Raw genomic sequence first — 17,797 nt, 5'->3', positions numbered from 1 at the left:
CTCACGCCCTGATCATGGAGCCTGCACCGTGTTCGGTGAAGAGCTCCAGCAGGACGGCATTCGGCACGCGGCCATCCACGATGGTGCAGGCGCGGACGCCTGCGCGCACGGCTTTGAGCGCGGTTTCAGTCTTCGGGATCATGCCGCCTGCGATGGTGCCATCGGCGGTCATGGCGTCGACATCTGCGGCGCTGAGTTCGGTGACAACGTCGCCGTCCGCGTTCTTGACGCCTGCCACGTTGGTCAGCAGGAGCAGCCGGTCGGCTTGGAGCGCGGCGGCGATGGCCCCGGCGGCGGTGTCGCCGTTGATGTTGAAGGTCTCGCCTGCGCGGCCGAGGCCGAGGGGGGCGATGACCGGGATCATGTCATCCTCAAACAGGTTGTTGAGGACAGAGGGGTCGACTTCTGTCGGTTCACCCACGAAACCCAGATCGGGGTTGGCGGGGTCGCAGGTGATGAGGTTCGCGTCCTTGCCCGACAGGCCAACCGCCTTGCCGCCTTCGGCATTGATCGCCTGCACAATGCGTTTGTTGACGCGGCCTGACAGAACCATTTCGACGACTTCGACCGTGGCGGCGTCGGTCACACGCTTGCCGTCCTTAAAGCTGCTTTCAATGCCCAGTTTGGCGAGCATGTCATTGATCATGGGACCGCCGCCATGGACGACCACGGGGTTCACGCCGACCTGGCGTAGCAGGACGATGTCGCGCGCGAAGCTGGCCATTTCCTCATCATCGCCCATGGCGTTGCCGCCGAACTTCACCACGATGATGGCGTCGTTGAAGCGTTGCAGGTAGGGCAACGCCTCGCTGAGGGTGCGGGCAGTGGCAAGGTAGTCGCGGGTCATCTGTTTTCTCATGGGCTGGCGCCGGAATCGTGCTGAGTTGAGGGGGAGGGTATGGTGGAGACGTCTTGGGGGCCAGCCCCCAAACCCCCGGGATATTCTGTGCGAATGGAGGATGGGCGCGCGTTAACCTTTATCGGAGGTTAAAGGGTAGCGATGGTGGCGCGCAGCGTGGCGATGCCGTCGCCTTTTTCCGAGCTGGTCAGGATCATCTCGGGGAAGGCGGCGGGGTGTTTGGCGAGCGCCTCACGGGTGCGTTTGAGCGAGGTCTCGCGGTCTTTACCTTTCACCTTGTCGGCTTTGGTGAGCACGACTTGGAAAGGGACAGCGGCCACGTCGAGGAGCGACATGATTTCGTCATCGACGGGTTTGGCCCCGTGGCGTGCGTCGATCAACACAAAGGCGCGACGCAGGGTGGCGCGGCCTTGCAGGTAGGCTTTGAGCAGCGCCTGCCATTGCTTAACGACGGGCAGGGGCGCTTCAGCATAGCCGTAACCGGGCAGGTCGACGAGATAGTGGGAGTCGGTGAGGGTGAAGTAGTTGATCTCTTGCGTGCGGCCGGGCGTGTTGGAGGCGCGCGCGAGGCCTTTGCGGTTGGTCAGCGCGTTGATGAGCGTGGATTTACCAACGTTGGAGCGGCCCGCGAAGCAGACTTCTGTGCGGTCGGCGGGCGGCAGGCCGTCCATCGCGACGACGCCTTTCAGGAAATCCGCACCGGCGGCGAAGAGTTTGCGGCCCCGTTCGGCCGTGGCGTCGTCGGGCGCGTCGGCGAGGGGAAAGGGCAGGGTGTTCATGTGAGATTCACCGCGTCGCCGGTGGCGATCGTGCCGCCCGTGCGGACCATTGCGTAGACGCCGAAATCTTGATGGCCCCAGCCGTCTTCAAGAGCGCGGAGCGTGTTGGCGTCGCGTTTGCCGGTTTCCGGGTTTGCCTCGGTCGCGCGGCAGCGGGTGATCCGTTCCACGATTTCAAGGCGGGTGTCGCCGATTGAGAGCGTCTTGCCCACCAGGTCGAATTCTTCCCACGGGGCGAGGCCGTCGACGATGAGGTTGCCGCGGAAGCGGCGGGCGTCGAGGGCCTGGCCGAGTTTTTGGCCAAGGGCACGGAGGGAGGAGGGGTTCAGGATGGAGATGGAGGCGAAGGGCGCATCGCTCATGCCCTCTGGCGGAGATTTCACGAGAGCGGCGGGGGCTTTGCGTTCCGCCGGGTAGATCGGTTTCAGCCAGTCGAACAGGGCTGTGCTGTCCTGCGCCGGGTCAATTTTGAGGTCTGGTCTGTCCGGGTGGGACAGGTGCACCATGTCGCCCTCCATCCGTGCCATGACCGCCATCAGCGAGGGCCCTTTGGCCCCGCGCAGGAAGTTGCGGCAGGAGCGCCAGCCCTCGGACGCATCGCCGCCGTCTTCCAGAACAGCCCAGGCCCGGTCTAGGGGCAAGGGCAGGCCTTCGGACAGCTCGACCCGGTCCAGCGGTTCTGCTCCGATGCCTTTGATCGGGAAACGCCAGATCTGATCGAGCGTACAGCTCATGCCCCGTCTTTCGGCTTTTTCGCAAAGCTTTTGCGGATGTTGCCGAAGACGTCGGGTTTGTACCCCTGACTGCGCATGATCAGGTATTGCTGGCTGAAGGTCAGCGTGTTGTTCGCGATCCAGTAGACCAGCAGGCCCGAGGCAAAGCTGCCGAGCATGAACATGAACACCCATGGGAGCCAGGCGAAGATCATCGCCTGCGTCGGGTCCGTGGGGGCCGGGTTCAGCTTTTGCTGGAGCCACATGGTGATGCCCAGAAGGATGGGCAGGATGCCAATGAAGATCAGCGCCATGATGCTTTCGGGATCGGGTGCCGGGTTCGGCAAAAGGCCGAACAGGTTGATGATCGAGGAGCTGTCGGGGGCCGAAAGGTCATTCAGCCAGCCGAAGAATGGCGCGTGGCGCAGTTCCAGCGTGACGAAGATCACCTTGTAGAGCGAGAAGAAGATCGGGATCTGCAGCAGGATCGGTAAACAGCCACCCGCCGGGTTCACCTTGTTTTTCCTGTAGAGCTCCATCATGCCTTTCTGGAGCTTCTCGCGGTCGTCACCGGCGCTCTCCTTGAGCTTCTCCATTTCTGGCTGAAGCTCTTTCATCTTCGCCATGGACACGTAGGAGCGGTAGGCGAGCGGGAAGAGGATGGCCTTGATGATGAAGGTCAGGGCGATGATCGAGATGCCCATATTTCCGATGATGCCGTTAAGCCAATGCAGCAACCAGAAGATCGGCTTGGTCAGGAAGTAGAACCAGCCCCAGTCGATTGAGTCGATGAAGCGCGCAACCTCTGGCCGGTTGGGGTCCTGCTCGGCCCCGAAAAGGGACGCGATCATGCCAGGTTCGGCGTTCTCGTAATCACGGATGACCTCAGCCTCTTTCGCACCCGCGAATAGCTGCGTGGTCACTTCGGCGGTCTCGCCTGCTGCGATTGTCATGAAGGGCAGGCGCGCTTCGGTCTGATAGATGTCGGCGGAGGGGACGTATTTGATGACGGTGGTAAACGGCTGGCCGTCTTCGGGAATCAGCGTTGTCATCCAGTATTTGTCCGTGAAGCCGATCCAGCCATTGGCTTCGACGTCGACCAGTTCGGCAGGTGCGCCTTCGCGGTCGATCACGTCCAGATCGGGCAGGTCGTCATAGCCGATTTCTTCGAGCTGGCCGTCAACTTTGCGCACAACGCCTTCGTGAAGGATGAAGAAGTTCTGCAGGTCAGAGGGCAGGCCATGGCGGGCCACGATACCGTAGGGAGCCAGGTTAACCTCAACTTCGGTCGTGTTTTCGACCGATTGAGTGACCTGGAACATGTAGTTTTCGTCGATTTCGATGGTGCGACGGAAGACGAGGCCGCTGCCATTGTCCCAGCTGAGCGTGATGGGGCTGTCAGGTGTGAGCGTCTCACCGCTTTCAAGCTCCCACGGGGTGTTGGAGGTGGGGACGTCGTTATAGGTCATGCCTGAGGAGGGGCGCCAACCGTAGAGGGCGTAATAGGGGTCATCGCTGCCGACCGGGGCTAGGAGGCGGACGATTTCGTCGCCGTCGACTTCGGTGAAGTAGTTGCGCAGCGACAGATCGTCGATCCGGCCACCGAGAAGCGAGATTGAGCCTTCAACGGAGGGGGTTTCAATCGGGATGCGGTCGGCTTCTGCCAAGGCCACTTCGACCGGCGTGCCTTCGTCGCCTGCGGCAACGGTTGTGCCAGCGTCTTCAACGGGAGGTGTGAGGGCGATCCCGGTCTCACCGGTGACAGGATCAACGCCGGTTTCTGCCGATGGTGGCAAGGCATTTGGGTCTTCCACCGGCTCTGGCGGTGGGAACAGGAGGAACCATACAAGAATGACGACAAAGCTGAGCCCTGTGGCAAGGATCAGGTTTCTGTTCTGATCGTCCATTTCGGCGATACCTCTCCGCGCGTTTGCCCTTAGATAAAAGGCATTTGGACCCATCCAAGAGGGGACGGGCCAATTCCCAGCGGTTCAACAGAAGGGGCGCGAGAAGGTCAAGGGGCGAAATCGGCGCGGGAGGGTGTGTTTTGGGGTGTGACTTGGGATGAGCGCAGGGCGCAGTGGGTCCGTGCAATTACCCGGCGCGCCGTGCTTCCAGGTCGATGGTTTTGCCTGCAGCGGCGCGTGCGTTTACCCAAGGGCTAATCTGGCTGGGTTTCATGGGGCGTGCGATACCGAACCCTTGTAAGTGGCTACACCCGATCCCGGCCAGATATGTCGCCTCATGCGAGGTCTCGACACCGGTTGCAACGGTTTGTACGCCCATTGCGTCTGACAGCGACACGATTGCGCGCAAGATGCGGTCCCGTTCCGGATCGGCATCGCTTCCAGCCACGAGGGCGCGGTCGATTTTGACGCGATCAACGGAGAATCTCTGCAGGATCGACAAGGGGATAGCGCCAGTGCCGATCCCTTCTAGGTCCAGCTTGTGGCCGTTGTCTTTCAGTGTCTTCAGGTTGGACAAAATGGCATCGTCCAGGTCCTGCGTCGTGATGTCGGGCGAGATCTCAACGGTTAGCCGATCCGGGCGAAGGCCGTAACGCTCAAGCTCAGAGGCGAGGGCATCGGGCAATGTGAGGTCCCGCAGTTCATCAGCGGATACGTTGATCGACATGGTGGGGACGCGGGCCTTGGCGGCGTCCAGTTCGGCTAGAACCTTTATGGCGCGGTGCGTCAGAGTTTGGCCGAGCAAGGCCATGTGACCTGCGGATTGTAGGGCGGACATGATTTCGGAAGGCCCAAGCAGGCCATGTTGGGGGTGTTGCCAGCGGGCCAGCGTTTCCATTCCCGAAAGCTCGCCGGTCTGTGCGCAAACTTGCGGCTGAAACCAGACATCGATGGCACCTGAATGAATAGCCTCCTCAACCTCACTGGCGAGGTCGGACGCTGCGCTTTTTGCGCGGCCCATGCCGGTGGTGTAGGCACGAACGCTGCCGGGGCCGTGGAGCTTGGCGGCGGAGAGTGCCGCCTCGGCCGCCTTGAAGGTCGCCGTTGGGACGTCGGAGGCCCTGCGACGCAGGGAAGCATGGCCAATGGTCACGGTCAAACGGAGCGTCGCATCGTGGAGCAGCAGAGGTTCGCTGGCCGCATTCAGAAGTCGGGTCGCCACAGTATCGCGGATGCTGAGGCGCGCCGCTGACATGCCGCCCAAGACGATGCCGAAGCGGTTGTCGCCCAACTGGCAGAGCAGGTCATCGGACCGAAGGACTGATCGAAACCGATCTTCGAGCCGTTGAGAAATGAATTGCGACGAGTCGTGTCCCCACATGTCCACGATTTTCGGCCAATCATCGATTTCCAGATGCAGACAGACGGTATCCCGGTCGTCAAATTGCGCAATCTCGGCCAAGGCCTCAATCAATGGGGCTTTGCCGTGCGTTCGAACAGACTTGATCGCGGTTGAGCGTTCGCGTCGGGGCAGCAGGACGGCCACTGCCAGCAAGACCGACAGGCCAAGCGCCGTGACCAATGCGATGTTCTGGAAGCCGAGGAATTCCGCCGTCAAAACCAGCAACGGAAAGAGCGCCAGAACCTCAATTCGGCCGAGGGCTGATTGGGCCAAAAGGCCGATCTGCTGCGTTGCGCGGGGACCTGTATCGCTCATCTGTCACGCCCATCGAAGTTGGTGTTCTTCGGGGTAGCGCAGGGAGGGTTTACAGGTGGTTAATCGCCGTCGGGAGCGCGCGGGTCGGATGGTGCATCTTTCGGAAAAAGTCCGGAAAAATTGAACAATTCCGGATCCAGAAGATGTGAGGGCCGAGCACTCATCAGGGCGGAAAACATCTTGCCGCGACGGCCGGGGCTGCGGGCCTCCCACTCATCGAGCATCCCTTTGATTTGCTGGCGCTGGAGGCCGTCTTGGGAACCGCAGAGGTCGCAGGGAATGATCGGATAGTTCATGGCTTGCGCGAATTTTTCGCAATCTGCCTCGGCCACATGGGCAAGCGGGCGCAGGACCATCAAGTCGCCCTCGTCATTGACCAGCTTGGGCGGCATGGTCGCCAGCTTGCCGCCATGGAAGAGGTTGAGGAAGAAGGTCTCAAGAATATCGTCACGGTGATGGCCGAGGACGACGGCAGAACATCCCTCCTCCCGCGCGATGCGGTAGAGGTTGCCGCGCCGGAGCCGCGAGCAAAGCGCGCAATAAGTGCGGCCTGCGGGGACCTTGTCTACGACGATGGAATAGGTGTCTTGGTACTCTATGCGGTGGGGGACGCCCATGCGCTCAAGGAACTCGGGCAGGACCGTCGCCGGGAAGCCGGGCTGCCCCTGATCGAGATTGCAGGCGAGGATGTCGACTGGAAGAAGACCGCGCCACTGAAGCTCGGTCAGGGCCGCTAGAAGGGTGTAGCTGTCCTTCCCGCCGGACAGACATACCAGCCAGCGGTCGCCTTTGCGCGCCATGCCGTAGCGGTCAATCGCCTCGCGCGTGTCGCGGATCAGCCGTTTGCGCAGCTTCTTGAACTCCGTCGTGGAGGGCGCGCCGGAGAACAGCGGGTGGATGTCGTCGTGATCTGAATCGAGCATGGTCGCAGGTAGGCGGCGTGGGGGCCTTGCGTCAAGGTGACTTGCCGGGGCGGCGCGGCGCTTTAGATGCCCATCCATGTTGAAACGCATCCTGATTTTGGTGGTAGTCGTTGGCCTTGCGGCCTGTGGGCGGCCTTCGTTAAATGACCAGCCGCTGAGCAACCAGCAGCTGAACCTTGAGGAATTCTTCGACGGGCGGCTGACGGCGTACGGGCAGTTTCAGGACGTCTTCGGTGAGGTGCGGCGGCGCTTCACCGTAGATATTCACGGCACTTGGGACGGTCAGAACCTGCGGCTGGTTGAGGATTTCGTCTATGAGGACGGTTCCACCGAGCAGCGCATCTGGACGTTGACGCAGACGAGCCCTGATACCTGGGTGGGATCGGCGCCCGGTGTGATCGGGACGGCCATGGGCCGCGAGGTTGGGGATACGTTCAACTGGCAATACACGATTGATCTGCCCCTGCCGGATCGCGAGCCCCTGCGCGTGACCTTCGATGACTGGATGTGGTTGTTGAGCGAGGATCGCTTGCTGAACCGCGCGTATATGAGCCGTTTTGGCGTGCCCATTGGTGAAGTGATCATCACGTTTGAGCGTCACTGACTGCCTGCGATATTTTGCGAAACGCCCGCTGTCGGTTAGCCTTTCCCTTATTTGAGAGGGGATAGATCGTGCATTTTTTCTATACGCGCCGGAAATACGACCCTGCCACGGACACCTTCACCGATGAGGTCAGCAACGAGACAAGTTACGTCGTGCTGCCACATGAAGGGCACAACACCGGGCAACGTGTCGATCAGGCCACGTGGCTGCAAATGCTTGAGCCGCAGATGGGTGCGGATGGCGTCGCGATCTTCATTCATGGATTCAACACCAGTGTCGCCCGCATGTTGTGGTCCCTGCGGAAGCTGAAGGCGGGGCTGAAGGCGAACGGCTTCGATGGCGATGTGATCGCCTTCTCATGGCCGTGTGGCGGTGGTGGGCCGTTGAAGAAATACATTGAAGACCATGAGAAAGTGCAGCGCACCGCGCGGTCGATCTACGAAGACGGGGTTGGGCCGATCTACAATCTGCCGGGCAATCAGCGGGTTCATGCGATCTGCCATTCGATGGGGAGTTATGCGCTGAAGACCTGTCTGAACGGGTTGGGAGGGGTTCCATTTGACAAGATCTGCCTTTTTGCGGGCGATGTGCGGAGCGACGGGTTCATGGCGGGGAATGGATCAAGTGAGCTGTTCGGGCCGTGGTCGAGCCATTTCACCAATTATTACAATGCCGAAGATTTCCCTCTGGGTCTGGCGGCGCATATCAAGCGGTTCGGATCACGCGCGGGGAAGGTCGGGTTGCCGCATCCGACGGCGGCGGGGTTCACGGACGTGGATTGCACGGCGCGCTATTGGGATTTCGTGAACAGCGGTGGAAATCTTGAGAATGCGAGCCACCGCTTCTACTTCGCGGATCAGTCATTTCTGAGGGATGTGTCGCTGACGTTGCAGGGCCATGCCTCGGACAAGCGCGGCCCGGCACCCAGCCCACCGGATCACACTTTGCTGCCTTAATCGGGCACGTTGTCGATGCCGGAGCCGCCCCATGGGTGGCAGCGCAGAATGCGGCGGGTGGCCAGCCAAGTGCCTTTGAGTGCGCCGTGTTTGCGCAGGGCCTCCATCGCATAGGCCGAGCAGGTCGGGTGATACCGGCAATTGCTGCCGAGCCACGGGCTGATGGCCGCGCGATAGAAGCGGATTGGGAGAGAAAGGATGAAGGCCAGCGGGCTCATTTATGGACCTTCCGCAAGGCCCGGACGAGATCGGCCTGCAATTCGGCGAACGGGCGGCTGGCGGTGGCGTCTTTGCGGCCAATCAAAACGTAATCCCAGCCTTCGTGCCCCTCGACGGGCAGAACGGCGCGAGCAATCTCACGCAGGCGGCGCTTGGCGCGGTTGCGGGCGACGGCATTGCCGACCTTCTTGGAACAGGTATAGCCGATGCGAATGCCCGCGGCCTCGCCCGGTTTGCGTTCGCGGGCTTGCAGCAGGAAGGCGGGGCAGGGCACGCGGCGGGCGGAGGCCGCGCGCAGAAAGTCCGGCCGGTTGCGCAGGGTCTGAACAGACAAAGCCCCCGGCGAGGCGGTGCTCGGCGGAGGCTTCAAATCCGACATGAAATGCCGATCAGGCGCTGAGCGACTTCCGACCGCGGGCGCGGCGGGCGTTCAGAATCTTGCGGCCAGCTTTGGTGGCCATGCGCGCACGGAACCCGTGGCGACGCTTGCGCACGAGGTTGGACGGCTGGAACGTGCGTTTGGACATGAGTCTCGCTCCGAATTACTGGTTGGCCGGAGGGTGCCGAATGCGACCCTCGAACGGCAGGAATAACGTTGAAGCCCGGCCAATAGGCAATGGCCGGGGTGGAGTCAACAAACCAGATGGCCTAGCCGCCAGAATTTTCCGCCTCTTCGATGGCGCGGGCCAGATCATTAAGCTGATGCTGTGCGAAAACCCGCACACCACCGGCACGCAGCCGCGCCGCCACGACGCCTTCGCCCTCATGGGTCTGCCCGTTGAAATCGCCGGAATAGACGCGCGTTGACCCGCAAGAAGGGCTTCCATCGGTCAGAAGCGCAAAGCGGCAGCCGCTTTCCTGAGCCACCTCAAGCGCAAGGTTCGCGCCGTTGACGAAATCGGCGGTCATGTCGAGCCCGTCCTTGTCGTAGATGGCACCACGCCCCCGCAGCACGGCCTCGGCTGTTGCGCCCGGCGCAATCTCAGCCGGGGCGCGGGGTGTGGGCAGGCCGGCGGCCATCTCAGGGCACAGGCTGATCAGGCGCCCTTCGGCGCGCCATGTCGCCAAAAGCTGGTCATCCAGCGTCTTGGCTTTGCCATCATATCGGACGCGCGCGCCCATCAGGCAGGAGCTGATCAGAACCTTTTCCACAAATCCTCCGCGGAACTGAAACATGGTGTCGCCCGTTTGTTACGAGTTTTCGGGCGCAAGGTCACGAAAACCTGCAATCGCGTCACGTCCCATCACTGGCGCGTGAGGAGGGATATCGCCCTTGCGCCGGATGTCGCATCTAGGGTCCAACTTACGGGACAAGGATTTAGGGATATGTCGGACAGCGTGTCAGACCCGCAGAACTCAGGACTAGGGCGTTATTTGCCACTGATCGCCGTCGTGATCGGGGCAGGCGTCGGGTATTACTTCTTCCGCGACTACCTGAGCTTTCAGGCATTGGCCGACAACCGTGAGGCGCTTTTGGCGTTTCGCGATGCCAACTACGTTCTGACCGCTGCCCTGTTCGTGTTGGCCTATGCCTTGATCGTCGCGTTTTCGCTGCCCGGTGCGACGATTGCCACGCTGACAGGCGGGTTCCTGTTTGCCACGTTCCCGGGTGCTTTGTTCAACATCACAGGCGCGACCATCGGGGCGACCGCCATCTTCCTGGCTGCGCAGACCAGCTTTGGCGCGCGGATCGGGGCGCGGTTGGAAGGGTCGGAAGGGATCACCAAGCGGTTCAAGGACGCGATTGATGAGAATCAGTGGTCCGCCCTGTTCCTTCTGCGCCTTGTGCCTGCGGTGCCGTTCTTTGTGGCCAATGTTTTGCCTGCCCTCTTCGAAGTGCCGCTGCGCCGCTATGTGATCACGACCTTCTTCGGCATCATGCCGGGGGCGATCGTCTACACCTCGGTGGGTGCAGGTCTTGGCGAAGTGTTCGAGCGGGGCGAGACACCGAACCTTGGCATCATTTTCGAGCCGCAGGTCTTGCTGCCGATCCTGGGTCTGTGTGCGCTGGCCGCCTTGCCCGTCGTGTTGAAGGCCGTGCGCGGCAAGAAGGGGATCTGATACAATGGCTGTGATTGAGACCGACATCTGCGTCATTGGCGCAGGCTCTGGCGGGTTGTCCGTTGCGGCGGGCGCTGTGCAGATGGGGGCCAAGGTCGTCCTTCTGGAAGGCCACAAGATGGGTGGGGATTGCCTGAATTACGGTTGCGTGCCGTCGAAGGCCCTGCTGGCCGCCGGTCACAAGGCACATGAAACATCTGAGGCCGCGTTTGGTGTGGCCGGCCATGCACCCAACCCGGATTACGCTGCTGCCAAGGACCACGTTCATGCTGTAATCGCTGAGATCGAGCCGGTGGATAGCCAGGAGCGTTTTGAAGGCCTCGGTGTCCATGTGATCCGCGAATTCGGGCGTTTCATCAGCGAGACGGAAGTGCAGGCGGGTGAGGATGTGATCAAGGCGCGCCGGTTTGTGATTGCCACAGGCTCGCGTCCGTTCGTGCCACCGATCCCGGGTCTCGACACGGTGCCACACCATACCAATGAGACAATTTTTGACCTGCGTGAGCGGCCCGAGCACCTGATCATCATCGGCGGTGGCCCGATCGGGCTGGAGATGGCGCAGGCGCATGTGCGGCTAGGCTCAAAGGTGACCGTGCTGGAAGGCGACAAGGCCATGGGCAAGGATGACCCGGAGGCCGCCGCCATCGTGCTGGAGAACCTGCGCGCCGAGGGCATCGAGATTGTAGAAGGCGCGAAGGCCAGCCAGATCAGCGGGTCGGATGGGGCTATCAAGGTCGAAACCGAAGACGGCCAAAGCTTTGACGGCACGCATCTGCTCGTTGCCGTCGGGCGTCAGGTGAATGTCGACAAGCTCGATCTGGAAAAGGCGGGTGTCGACTATGACCGGCGCGGTGTCACGGTGGATGCGGGCCTGCGGTCGACCAACAAGCGGGTTTACGCGGTTGGCGATGTGGCGGGTGGTTTCCAATTCACCCATGTCGCGGGCTACCATGCTGGTGTCATCATCCGGCCCATGTTGTTCGGCCTGCCCGCCAAGGCCCGCACGGATCACATTCCTTGGGCCACCTATACGTCGCCCGAGCTGGCGCAAGTCGGCCTGACCGAAGCACAGGCGAAAGAGCAGCACGGCGAAAAGGTGTTCATCGCCAAGGCAGAATTTCACCACAACGACCGTGGCATCGCGACTGGGCAGACCAAGGGCTTTGCCAAGGTGATGGTCTTTAAAGGTAAGCCAGTGGGTGCAACAATCGTTGGTCCGCAAGCCGGTGATCTGATCCAGATCTGGTCCATGGCGATTGCGAACAAGATGAAGATGAGCGCCGTTGCCAACATGATCGCGCCCTACCCGACACTGGGAGAGATTAACAAACGGGCCGCGAGCGCGTATTTCTCTCCCAAGCTGTTCGAAAGCGATACGGTCAAGAAAGTCGTGCGCTTCGTGCAGAGGTTCGGCCGCCCTTAACGGCGCCGGTCACGTAACAGGCCCAACGGGCCATTCGGGGGGCGGCGTTTGGCCAACTCACTATCAGGTCGATTTCTGATCCTCACGATCATCTTCGTGATGCTGGCCGAGATTTTCATCTTCGTCCCCTCCATTGCCCGTTTCCGCGAGGACTACCTGTTGGCGCGTCTGGAACGGGCGCAGATCGCCTCACTCGCCTTGCTGGCGACGGACGGCATGATCGACGATGATCTGGAATATGAGCTTCTGGAAAATGCCGAGGTTCTGAACGTCGTGCTACGGCGCGATGCCGTGCGCCAGTTGATCCTGTCGACGGATGGGATGGAGCCGATTTCAGCCTCGTTCGATCTGCGTGACCCGCCTGCATGGGAGCTGATCCGCGATGCGACCATGCGCATCTTCGAGACGGAAGATCAGAACATCCGCGTTATTGGGGAGCCGGTGCGCGAGGCCGGTCTGTTGATCGAAGTCACGATGGAAACCGCGCCCTTGCGGATGGCGATGATCGACTACGGTCAGCGCATTTTGATCTTATCGGCGGTCATCTCGATCTTCACCGCGCTCTTGCTGTTTGTGGCTGTGCGTATCTTGATGGTGAACCCGATCAAGCGTGTCGTTGGCTCAATGATGAGCTATGCCGACGCCCCCGAAGACGCGAACCGGATCATCCAACCCCAGGGATCGGTGCGAGAACTGAGGAATGCGGAAGAGGCCCTGAACGGGATGCAAACACAGCTGACCTCGCTTCTGCGGCAGCGGGAGCGGTTGGCACAACTGGGGGAGGCCGTGGCCAAGATCAGCCATGACCTGCGCAATATGCTTTCGGTTGCGACACTCGTGGCGGATCGGTTGGAAACGGTGCCTGACCCGACAGTGCAAAGGATTGCGCCCAAGCTGATCAATTCGCTGAACCGTGCTATTAACCTAACGGAGGCCACACTGGCCTTTGGCCGGGCCGAAGAGCCTGCGCCCAAGTTGGATCGTATACCGCTGGAGCCGTTGGTTGATGACGTTCTGGACAACGACAATCTTGCCCAAGGCGATGGTGACGTAAGCTATACGGCCGACGTGCCGCGCGACATGCATGTCCGCGCCGATGCGGAGCAGTTGCACCGTGTCCTGTCCAATCTGGTTCGTAACGCGCGGCAGGCCATTGCCGCCACGCACATGCCCGGCGAGGTGAAGATTGCAGCCACCGAAGTCGACAATGGCTGGTGTATCGAGATTTGCGACACTGGTCCCGGCCTTCCCGCAAAAGCCCGTGAAAACCTGTTCAAGCCGTTCTCGTCCGCGCAAAAGGCGGGGGGCACCGGCCTGGGGCTTGCGATCTGTTCCGAGATCATCCGGGGCCATGGGGGCAAGTTGGACCTGAAGAAAAGCGATGAGGATGGGACAGTCTTCACGCTGTTTCTGCCAGCTGGCATGACGGCCTGATTGGCCCTTGCGCTGCCCGGATACCGGGGTTAAACGACCGCATCGTGCGCTGGTAGCTCAGTTGGATAGAGTACTTGACTACGAATCAAGGGGTCGGGGGTTCGAATCCTCCCCAGCGCGCCATTTCCAAAACCCTTCCCGACATAGATGATCGCGATTTCGTAACGTCTCAGTGTTTTGAACTTCGATCCCAGGTTGCTACCGCGATCAGACCGTTCAGTATCTGCTTGCAGGCTGAAGTGGGCAACCTCTTTCAAGGGCTCATGACCCGTCTAATCGCCAGTGCAGTGTGTGCTCGCGTCTCGTTGGGAGAGATCAATCGCTTGAGCGATTCGTAGGCGGTGGGTCGTTTTTTCCGGCAGACCAGCCGACGTGAATTGCCAGCAAAAAACGGGCTAGCCGCTCTCGGTTTTTGGCCACGTGCTTTTCTGCGCATTTACACGATTGCTCGGAGCAATCCTGTCCCGTGTCATACTTCGATTACTTCCACCTTTGCGGGACGCGCGCTGCAGGAGAACAAAGGCTCGTTTGACTTCACGCCAGCGGCGCTCGCGGTTGGGAAGATGGCGATCATGATTGATCGCAGCCCACGACACTGCCAACAACACATCTCTTTGATTGCCTATTGTCTCAATACCCAATAGTTCGGTGTTGCGACAAAGACAGGTAGGTATTTGGTGTTCGATCCTGAACGGTCAGATAAGCCTCAGCATACCCCTACTCATGAAGGCGCTTCGAGGTTGATAAATGTTCGGATCGCCGGGTTTGCCCTCGCTGGCCATCTACACAACGACTCTGGAAATGCGCGGGAAATCCCCCTGATTTTCAAGGAAAGTTCTGTACGCGGCGCGATTTCATCAGGAGAGCGGAAAATATGCGCGTTGTAATTACCGGAGGCGCTGGGTTCATCGGAACCCGGTTGGCCAGTAAGCTGGCGCATGACGGCCACGATGTTTCCATCTTGGACAATCTGCACGCACAGATCCACGGCGCTCTCCCGAAACCCGTGGTGGTGCCAGGGGTATCGTATTTCCGCTCAGACATACGGGATTTGAGCACCGCCCGTTCTGTGCTGGAGCACGCGGAGGCGATCTATCACTTCGCTGCTGAAACGGGCACGGGGCAATCCATGTACCGGATCGAGCCCTATGTCAGCGTGAATGAGTTGGGCACAGCGCATCTGTTGCAGACTTTGTCTGACCTTCCGCGGACTGACCGGCAGATCATCCTGGCCTCCAGCCGCAGCGTATACGGAGAGGGTGCCTACCGCAGGGTCGATGGAACTGGCGGTATTATGCGTCCCGGTGCACGCAGTCTTGCCGCTTTATCCGCAGGACAATTTGAATTCAAAGCCAGCGACGGCGTAGCGCTTGAGCCTATTGCGACGCCGGAGTCTCTCCCTTTCAATCCTGGATCGGTTTACGCTGCGACGAAAGCCTCACAGGAGCTGCTTTTGCAGGCCGGATGTGCTGCCGTCGGCGCACGGCTAAGTATCTTGCGCTTGCAGAACGTCTACGGGGAAGGGCAATCGTTGCAGAATCCGTACACCGGGATCATCTCCATCTTCTATAACCGCGCTCGGCAGGGGTTAGGCATTCCACTTTACGAGGATGGAATACCCAGCAGGGATTTTGTGCATGTGGATGATGTGGTTGCGGCGTTCGAGGGTCTTCTTGGTCGGGACATGCCCCATGGCACTGTTTTGAACGTAGGATCTGGTCAAGCGACTTCGATTGCGGAGCTTGCAGACACGTTGTGCCGGACGGCACAGTTTGACGTGCCCATTGAGGTGACGGGAAAATTCCGGTTGGGTGATATCCGGCACAACTGGGCCGATCTGACAGAGACGCAGCGGTTGCTCGATTTCGTGCCCTCAGTTGACCTTGAGACCGGGTTGCAGCGCTTCGTGGATTGGGCTGGTACGCAGCCAATCTACGAGGACCTATCCAAGAAGGCCGATGCTGAAATGGCGTCTGCGGGCATCTCAAAGTGAGCGAAGAGCGACAGCGGCTTTTGCTGATTTGCCCGCTGTTGTTTGGGTATCATCAGGCGATTTCGGATGCTGCGCAATGCAAAGGCTTCGACGTGGATTGGGTCAACGCGCGCGCGTCGGAACGCACTGCTTACAAGGTCTTGATGAAGGGTGTCCCGTCGCTGCTGCGCAAGCTGACCCAGACCCGAATGGTGCGCATGTTGCACGGTGTGCGAGACCTCGAAAACATCGACCGTATCGTGATCGTCAAAGGCGACGGGTTAACGGAAAAGACGCTGACAACCCTTCGAAAACTTGCGCCTTGCGCCACGGTTCATTTCTACATGTGGGATTCCGTGCGCAATCATCCCGGCTCGGTTGGGCTGGCGCGGTTGTGCGACACTGTCGCGACGTTTGACGCGCGTGATGCAGCGCGGCTTGGCTGGCAACACCTGCCGCTGTTTAGCTTCATGCCGTTGTCCGCGTCCGCTGGAGCATCGCGAACGGGAAACATAGTATATGACTGGTCCTTCGTCGGCTCTGTGCATGGAGACCGGTACGCTTTCCTATCGAGGCTTTGGTCTACGCACAAAAGCCTGAAGCCCTTCGTTCATTGCTACATACCCTCACGACTGGTGTGGTTGTTGCGAGCCTTGCGCGACCCACAGCTTTTTCGCCCCGGCGAGGTTCCAATTTCACACGAGGTCCTATCCAAGGAGGCCTATCTGGATGTGTTGAACGCATCGCGCGCGGTAGTAGATATCGAACATGCGCGCCAAACCGGGCTGACCATGCGGAGTATCGAGACGCTGCTGGCGGGCAAAAAACTGATAACCACCAACCCGCATGTCCGCGATGTGGCCCTATATGACGCCAGCCGAGTCGCTGTGATCGACCGCGACAAGCCGCGTATTCCCGACGGTTTCTTGGACATACCGTTTGCGCCAGTGCCCGAAGGGTTACGGCGGCAATTCCACGTGAGCGGCTGGCTAGACGCCGTTTTGCGCGGCAAGTAGTTTGTGCAGCATCACTTCTTAGTTCGACAGCTTTTCCGCGGCTGTTTCTCCGGTACAGACGTCTCACATATTGGCGGCGAGGGTTCCTGTCTGACTTCTTTCGGCTGCGCACCAATTGATTGAAGTCTTTTCCGTGGGCGACTAGAGCTTGCAAATCAGAGTAATTTCCTCATTTGGCGCCGCCAATTTGAGCAATACTACGGAACGCCGAGCATGAGAAATTCCCTTAAAAAGTACTACGAGGTCCGTCCGTTTTTTGATGGGCTTCGTTACTTGGCGGCTTTCTCGGCCGCGTCGCTTTTGGCCCGTGCGATCCGTCGTCGCCCTCACCGCTTCTTTCAGCAAAGCGTTGGAAGTATCGACCGTCACATCATCACAGAGGGTTACTTTGAAAAAGGTGTTCTCGAGGTTCTGAAGGTGCTGATCGCAACGAGCGGGTACAATGCACGAATGCTCGATATCGGCGGTAACATCGGCAACCACGCCGTCGCATTGGCTGGCTTGTTCGAAAAGGTCGACACGTTCGAGCCGCATCCCGTTCTGTTCAAAGTACTTGAGGCAAATCTCGCCATCAACGGTGTGACCCATGCCACCGCACATAATTTCGGGTTAGGCAACGAGAACACGGAGGCTACGCTGGTCGAGTCCCGTATTGAGCACGGCTTGTCTAAGATTTCTGAGCGATCTGCGCTGGCCGATGACGTGTTCGAATTTGACTCCACAGACAACCGTATGACGCACCAAGTTGCGATCCGGGATGCCAACGAGGTCATTGCAGATCTGGGCGATTTTGCACGGACCTTCGTCAAGATCGACGTCGAGGGCATGGAGCAGGAAATTCTTGAGGCGATGAAACCGTTCATCGAAACAAATCGCCCCATCGTCTCGTTCGAATGGTTCACCAAGCACCAACCGGGACTGCTGGATTATGCTCAAAACCTGGACGGGTATCAGTTGTTCGGGGTCGTGCTGCACGACACAGGACGCAGCAAGTTTCTGCGCGCGCTAAAGATTCTAGCACAAGGGCGCTACTACACGTTCGAAGCATTGGATTCCAATTCGCTTGAGGAAGTCTACCCCCTCGCAGTTCTCGTGCCAGACGAGGCTGCGTCCGGCTTGGTGGCGGTTTCCAGTGAAATGGTATGGTCTTAACGCTCTAGCGCTGCGCTGCGGTTGCTGACATGCTAAACGCGTTTGCGCCAATTCGCGGCTGC

At 59.9% G+C, this 17,797-nt stretch carries 19 protein-coding genes and 1 tRNA gene; 10 read left to right on the top strand and 10 right to left on the bottom strand.

What is annotated here, in order from left to right; all coding sequences use genetic code 11:
• Position 1: 1 nt before the first annotated feature.
• The 6 genes from argB to ttcA form a co-directional block, all read right to left on the bottom strand.
• Entirely contained in the window at positions 2 to 859 is an 858-nt protein-coding gene (gene argB, locus V8J81_RS14810; protein WP_368476519.1) for an acetylglutamate kinase, read from the bottom strand.
• A gap of 128 nt (positions 860 to 987) precedes the next feature.
• Positions 988 to 1,638: a ribosome biogenesis GTP-binding protein YihA/YsxC gene (gene yihA, locus V8J81_RS14805; protein WP_368476518.1), complete on the bottom strand. Its 651-nt coding sequence runs from the start codon at positions 1,636 to 1,638 to the stop codon at positions 988 to 990.
• Complete coding sequence (locus V8J81_RS14800; protein ID WP_368476517.1) at positions 1,635 to 2,372, bottom strand: MOSC domain-containing protein; 738 nt, start codon at positions 2,370 to 2,372, stop codon at positions 1,635 to 1,637. Before V8J81_RS14800 ends, yihA begins: the two co-directional genes overlap by 4 nt.
• Positions 2,369 to 4,258, bottom strand: a complete 1,890-nt coding sequence (gene yidC / locus V8J81_RS14795; RefSeq protein ID WP_368476516.1) for a membrane protein insertase YidC — start codon at positions 4,256 to 4,258, stop codon at positions 2,369 to 2,371. The genes V8J81_RS14800 and yidC overlap by 4 nt, the downstream gene beginning before the upstream one ends.
• 187 nt (positions 4,259 to 4,445) lie before the next feature.
• The gene (locus V8J81_RS14790) at positions 4,446 to 5,975 is read right to left on the bottom strand and encodes an EAL domain-containing protein (protein WP_368476515.1); all 1,530 of its coding nucleotides are present in this window, start codon (positions 5,973 to 5,975) and stop codon (positions 4,446 to 4,448) included.
• Between the two features lie 59 nt (positions 5,976 to 6,034).
• Positions 6,035 to 6,898, bottom strand: a complete 864-nt coding sequence (gene ttcA / locus V8J81_RS14785) for a tRNA 2-thiocytidine(32) synthetase TtcA (RefSeq protein WP_368476514.1) — start codon at positions 6,896 to 6,898, stop codon at positions 6,035 to 6,037.
• Between the two features lie 76 nt (positions 6,899 to 6,974).
• On the opposite strand from ttcA, the gene V8J81_RS14780 reads away from it, so the two are divergent.
• A complete protein-coding gene (locus V8J81_RS14780) occupies positions 6,975 to 7,502 on the top strand; it encodes a DUF3833 domain-containing protein (protein ID WP_368476513.1) in 528 nt (175 codons plus the stop codon).
• A gap of 68 nt (positions 7,503 to 7,570) precedes the next feature.
• Complete coding sequence (locus V8J81_RS14775) at positions 7,571 to 8,458, top strand: alpha/beta hydrolase (RefSeq protein WP_368476512.1); 888 nt, start codon at positions 7,571 to 7,573, stop codon at positions 8,456 to 8,458.
• Here V8J81_RS14775 and yidD read toward each other — a convergent pair.
• From yidD to V8J81_RS14755, 4 genes are all read right to left on the bottom strand, one after another.
• Positions 8,455 to 8,676, bottom strand: a complete 222-nt coding sequence (yidD, locus tag V8J81_RS14770; RefSeq protein WP_368476511.1) for a membrane protein insertion efficiency factor YidD — start codon at positions 8,674 to 8,676, stop codon at positions 8,455 to 8,457. The genes V8J81_RS14775 and yidD overlap by 4 nt on opposite strands.
• On the bottom strand, positions 8,673 to 9,056 hold the full coding sequence (rnpA, locus tag V8J81_RS14765; protein WP_368476510.1) for a ribonuclease P protein component: 384 nt from the start codon (positions 9,054 to 9,056) through the stop codon (positions 8,673 to 8,675). The genes yidD and rnpA overlap by 4 nt, the downstream gene beginning before the upstream one ends.
• Before the next feature lie 10 nt (positions 9,057 to 9,066).
• Positions 9,067 to 9,204 (bottom strand): 50S ribosomal protein L34, encoded by a 138-nt coding sequence (gene rpmH, locus V8J81_RS14760; RefSeq protein ID WP_025311815.1) that lies wholly within the window; start codon positions 9,202 to 9,204, stop codon positions 9,067 to 9,069.
• 121 nt (positions 9,205 to 9,325) lie between these two features.
• Positions 9,326 to 9,853: a 2-thiouracil desulfurase family protein gene (locus tag V8J81_RS14755; protein WP_368476509.1), complete on the bottom strand. Its 528-nt coding sequence runs from the start codon at positions 9,851 to 9,853 to the stop codon at positions 9,326 to 9,328.
• Between V8J81_RS14755 and V8J81_RS14750 the strand changes: the two genes are divergently transcribed.
• The 8 genes from V8J81_RS14750 (at position 9,832) to V8J81_RS14715 (ending at position 17,735) form a co-directional block, all read left to right on the top strand.
• Positions 9,832 to 9,972 (top strand): Ada metal-binding domain-containing protein, encoded by a 141-nt coding sequence (locus tag V8J81_RS14750; protein WP_368477657.1) that lies wholly within the window; start codon positions 9,832 to 9,834, stop codon positions 9,970 to 9,972. The two genes, V8J81_RS14755 and V8J81_RS14750, sit on opposite strands and share 22 nt — an antisense overlap.
• 31 nt (positions 9,973 to 10,003) lie before the next feature.
• Positions 10,004 to 10,738, top strand: coding sequence for a TVP38/TMEM64 family protein (locus V8J81_RS14745; protein WP_368476508.1), 735 nt, complete (start codon positions 10,004 to 10,006; stop codon positions 10,736 to 10,738).
• Positions 10,739 to 10,742: 4 nt separating this feature from the next.
• Positions 10,743 to 12,161 carry a dihydrolipoyl dehydrogenase family protein gene (locus tag V8J81_RS14740; RefSeq protein WP_368476507.1) on the top strand — a complete coding sequence of 473 codons (1,419 nt, stop codon included), beginning with the start codon at positions 10,743 to 10,745 and terminating at the stop codon, positions 12,159 to 12,161.
• 48 nt (positions 12,162 to 12,209) lie between these two features.
• Positions 12,210 to 13,595 carry a sensor histidine kinase gene (locus V8J81_RS14735; protein ID WP_368476506.1) on the top strand — a complete coding sequence of 462 codons (1,386 nt, stop codon included), beginning with the start codon at positions 12,210 to 12,212 and terminating at the stop codon, positions 13,593 to 13,595.
• A gap of 46 nt (positions 13,596 to 13,641) precedes the next feature.
• A tRNA-Arg gene (locus tag V8J81_RS14730) sits at positions 13,642 to 13,718 on the top strand.
• A gap of 751 nt (positions 13,719 to 14,469) precedes the next feature.
• Positions 14,470 to 15,588 (top strand): NAD-dependent epimerase/dehydratase family protein, encoded by a 1,119-nt coding sequence (locus tag V8J81_RS14725; RefSeq protein WP_368476505.1) that lies wholly within the window; start codon positions 14,470 to 14,472, stop codon positions 15,586 to 15,588.
• Positions 15,585 to 16,583 (top strand): WaaS/CpsH family glycosyltransferase, encoded by a 999-nt coding sequence (locus V8J81_RS14720; protein ID WP_368476504.1) that lies wholly within the window; start codon positions 15,585 to 15,587, stop codon positions 16,581 to 16,583. Before V8J81_RS14725 ends, V8J81_RS14720 begins: the two co-directional genes overlap by 4 nt.
• 213 nt (positions 16,584 to 16,796) lie before the next feature.
• Complete coding sequence (locus V8J81_RS14715; RefSeq protein ID WP_368476503.1) at positions 16,797 to 17,735, top strand: FkbM family methyltransferase; 939 nt, start codon at positions 16,797 to 16,799, stop codon at positions 17,733 to 17,735.
• The last annotated feature ends 62 nt before the right edge of the window (positions 17,736 to 17,797 follow it).

This window comes from Gymnodinialimonas sp. 202GB13-11 (assembly GCF_040932485.1).
Lineage (GTDB): Bacteria > Pseudomonadota > Alphaproteobacteria > Rhodobacterales > Rhodobacteraceae > Gymnodinialimonas > Gymnodinialimonas hymeniacidonis.
Note: the sequence above shows the minus strand (reverse complement) of the source record. Positions and strands in the feature narration are given on the sequence as shown.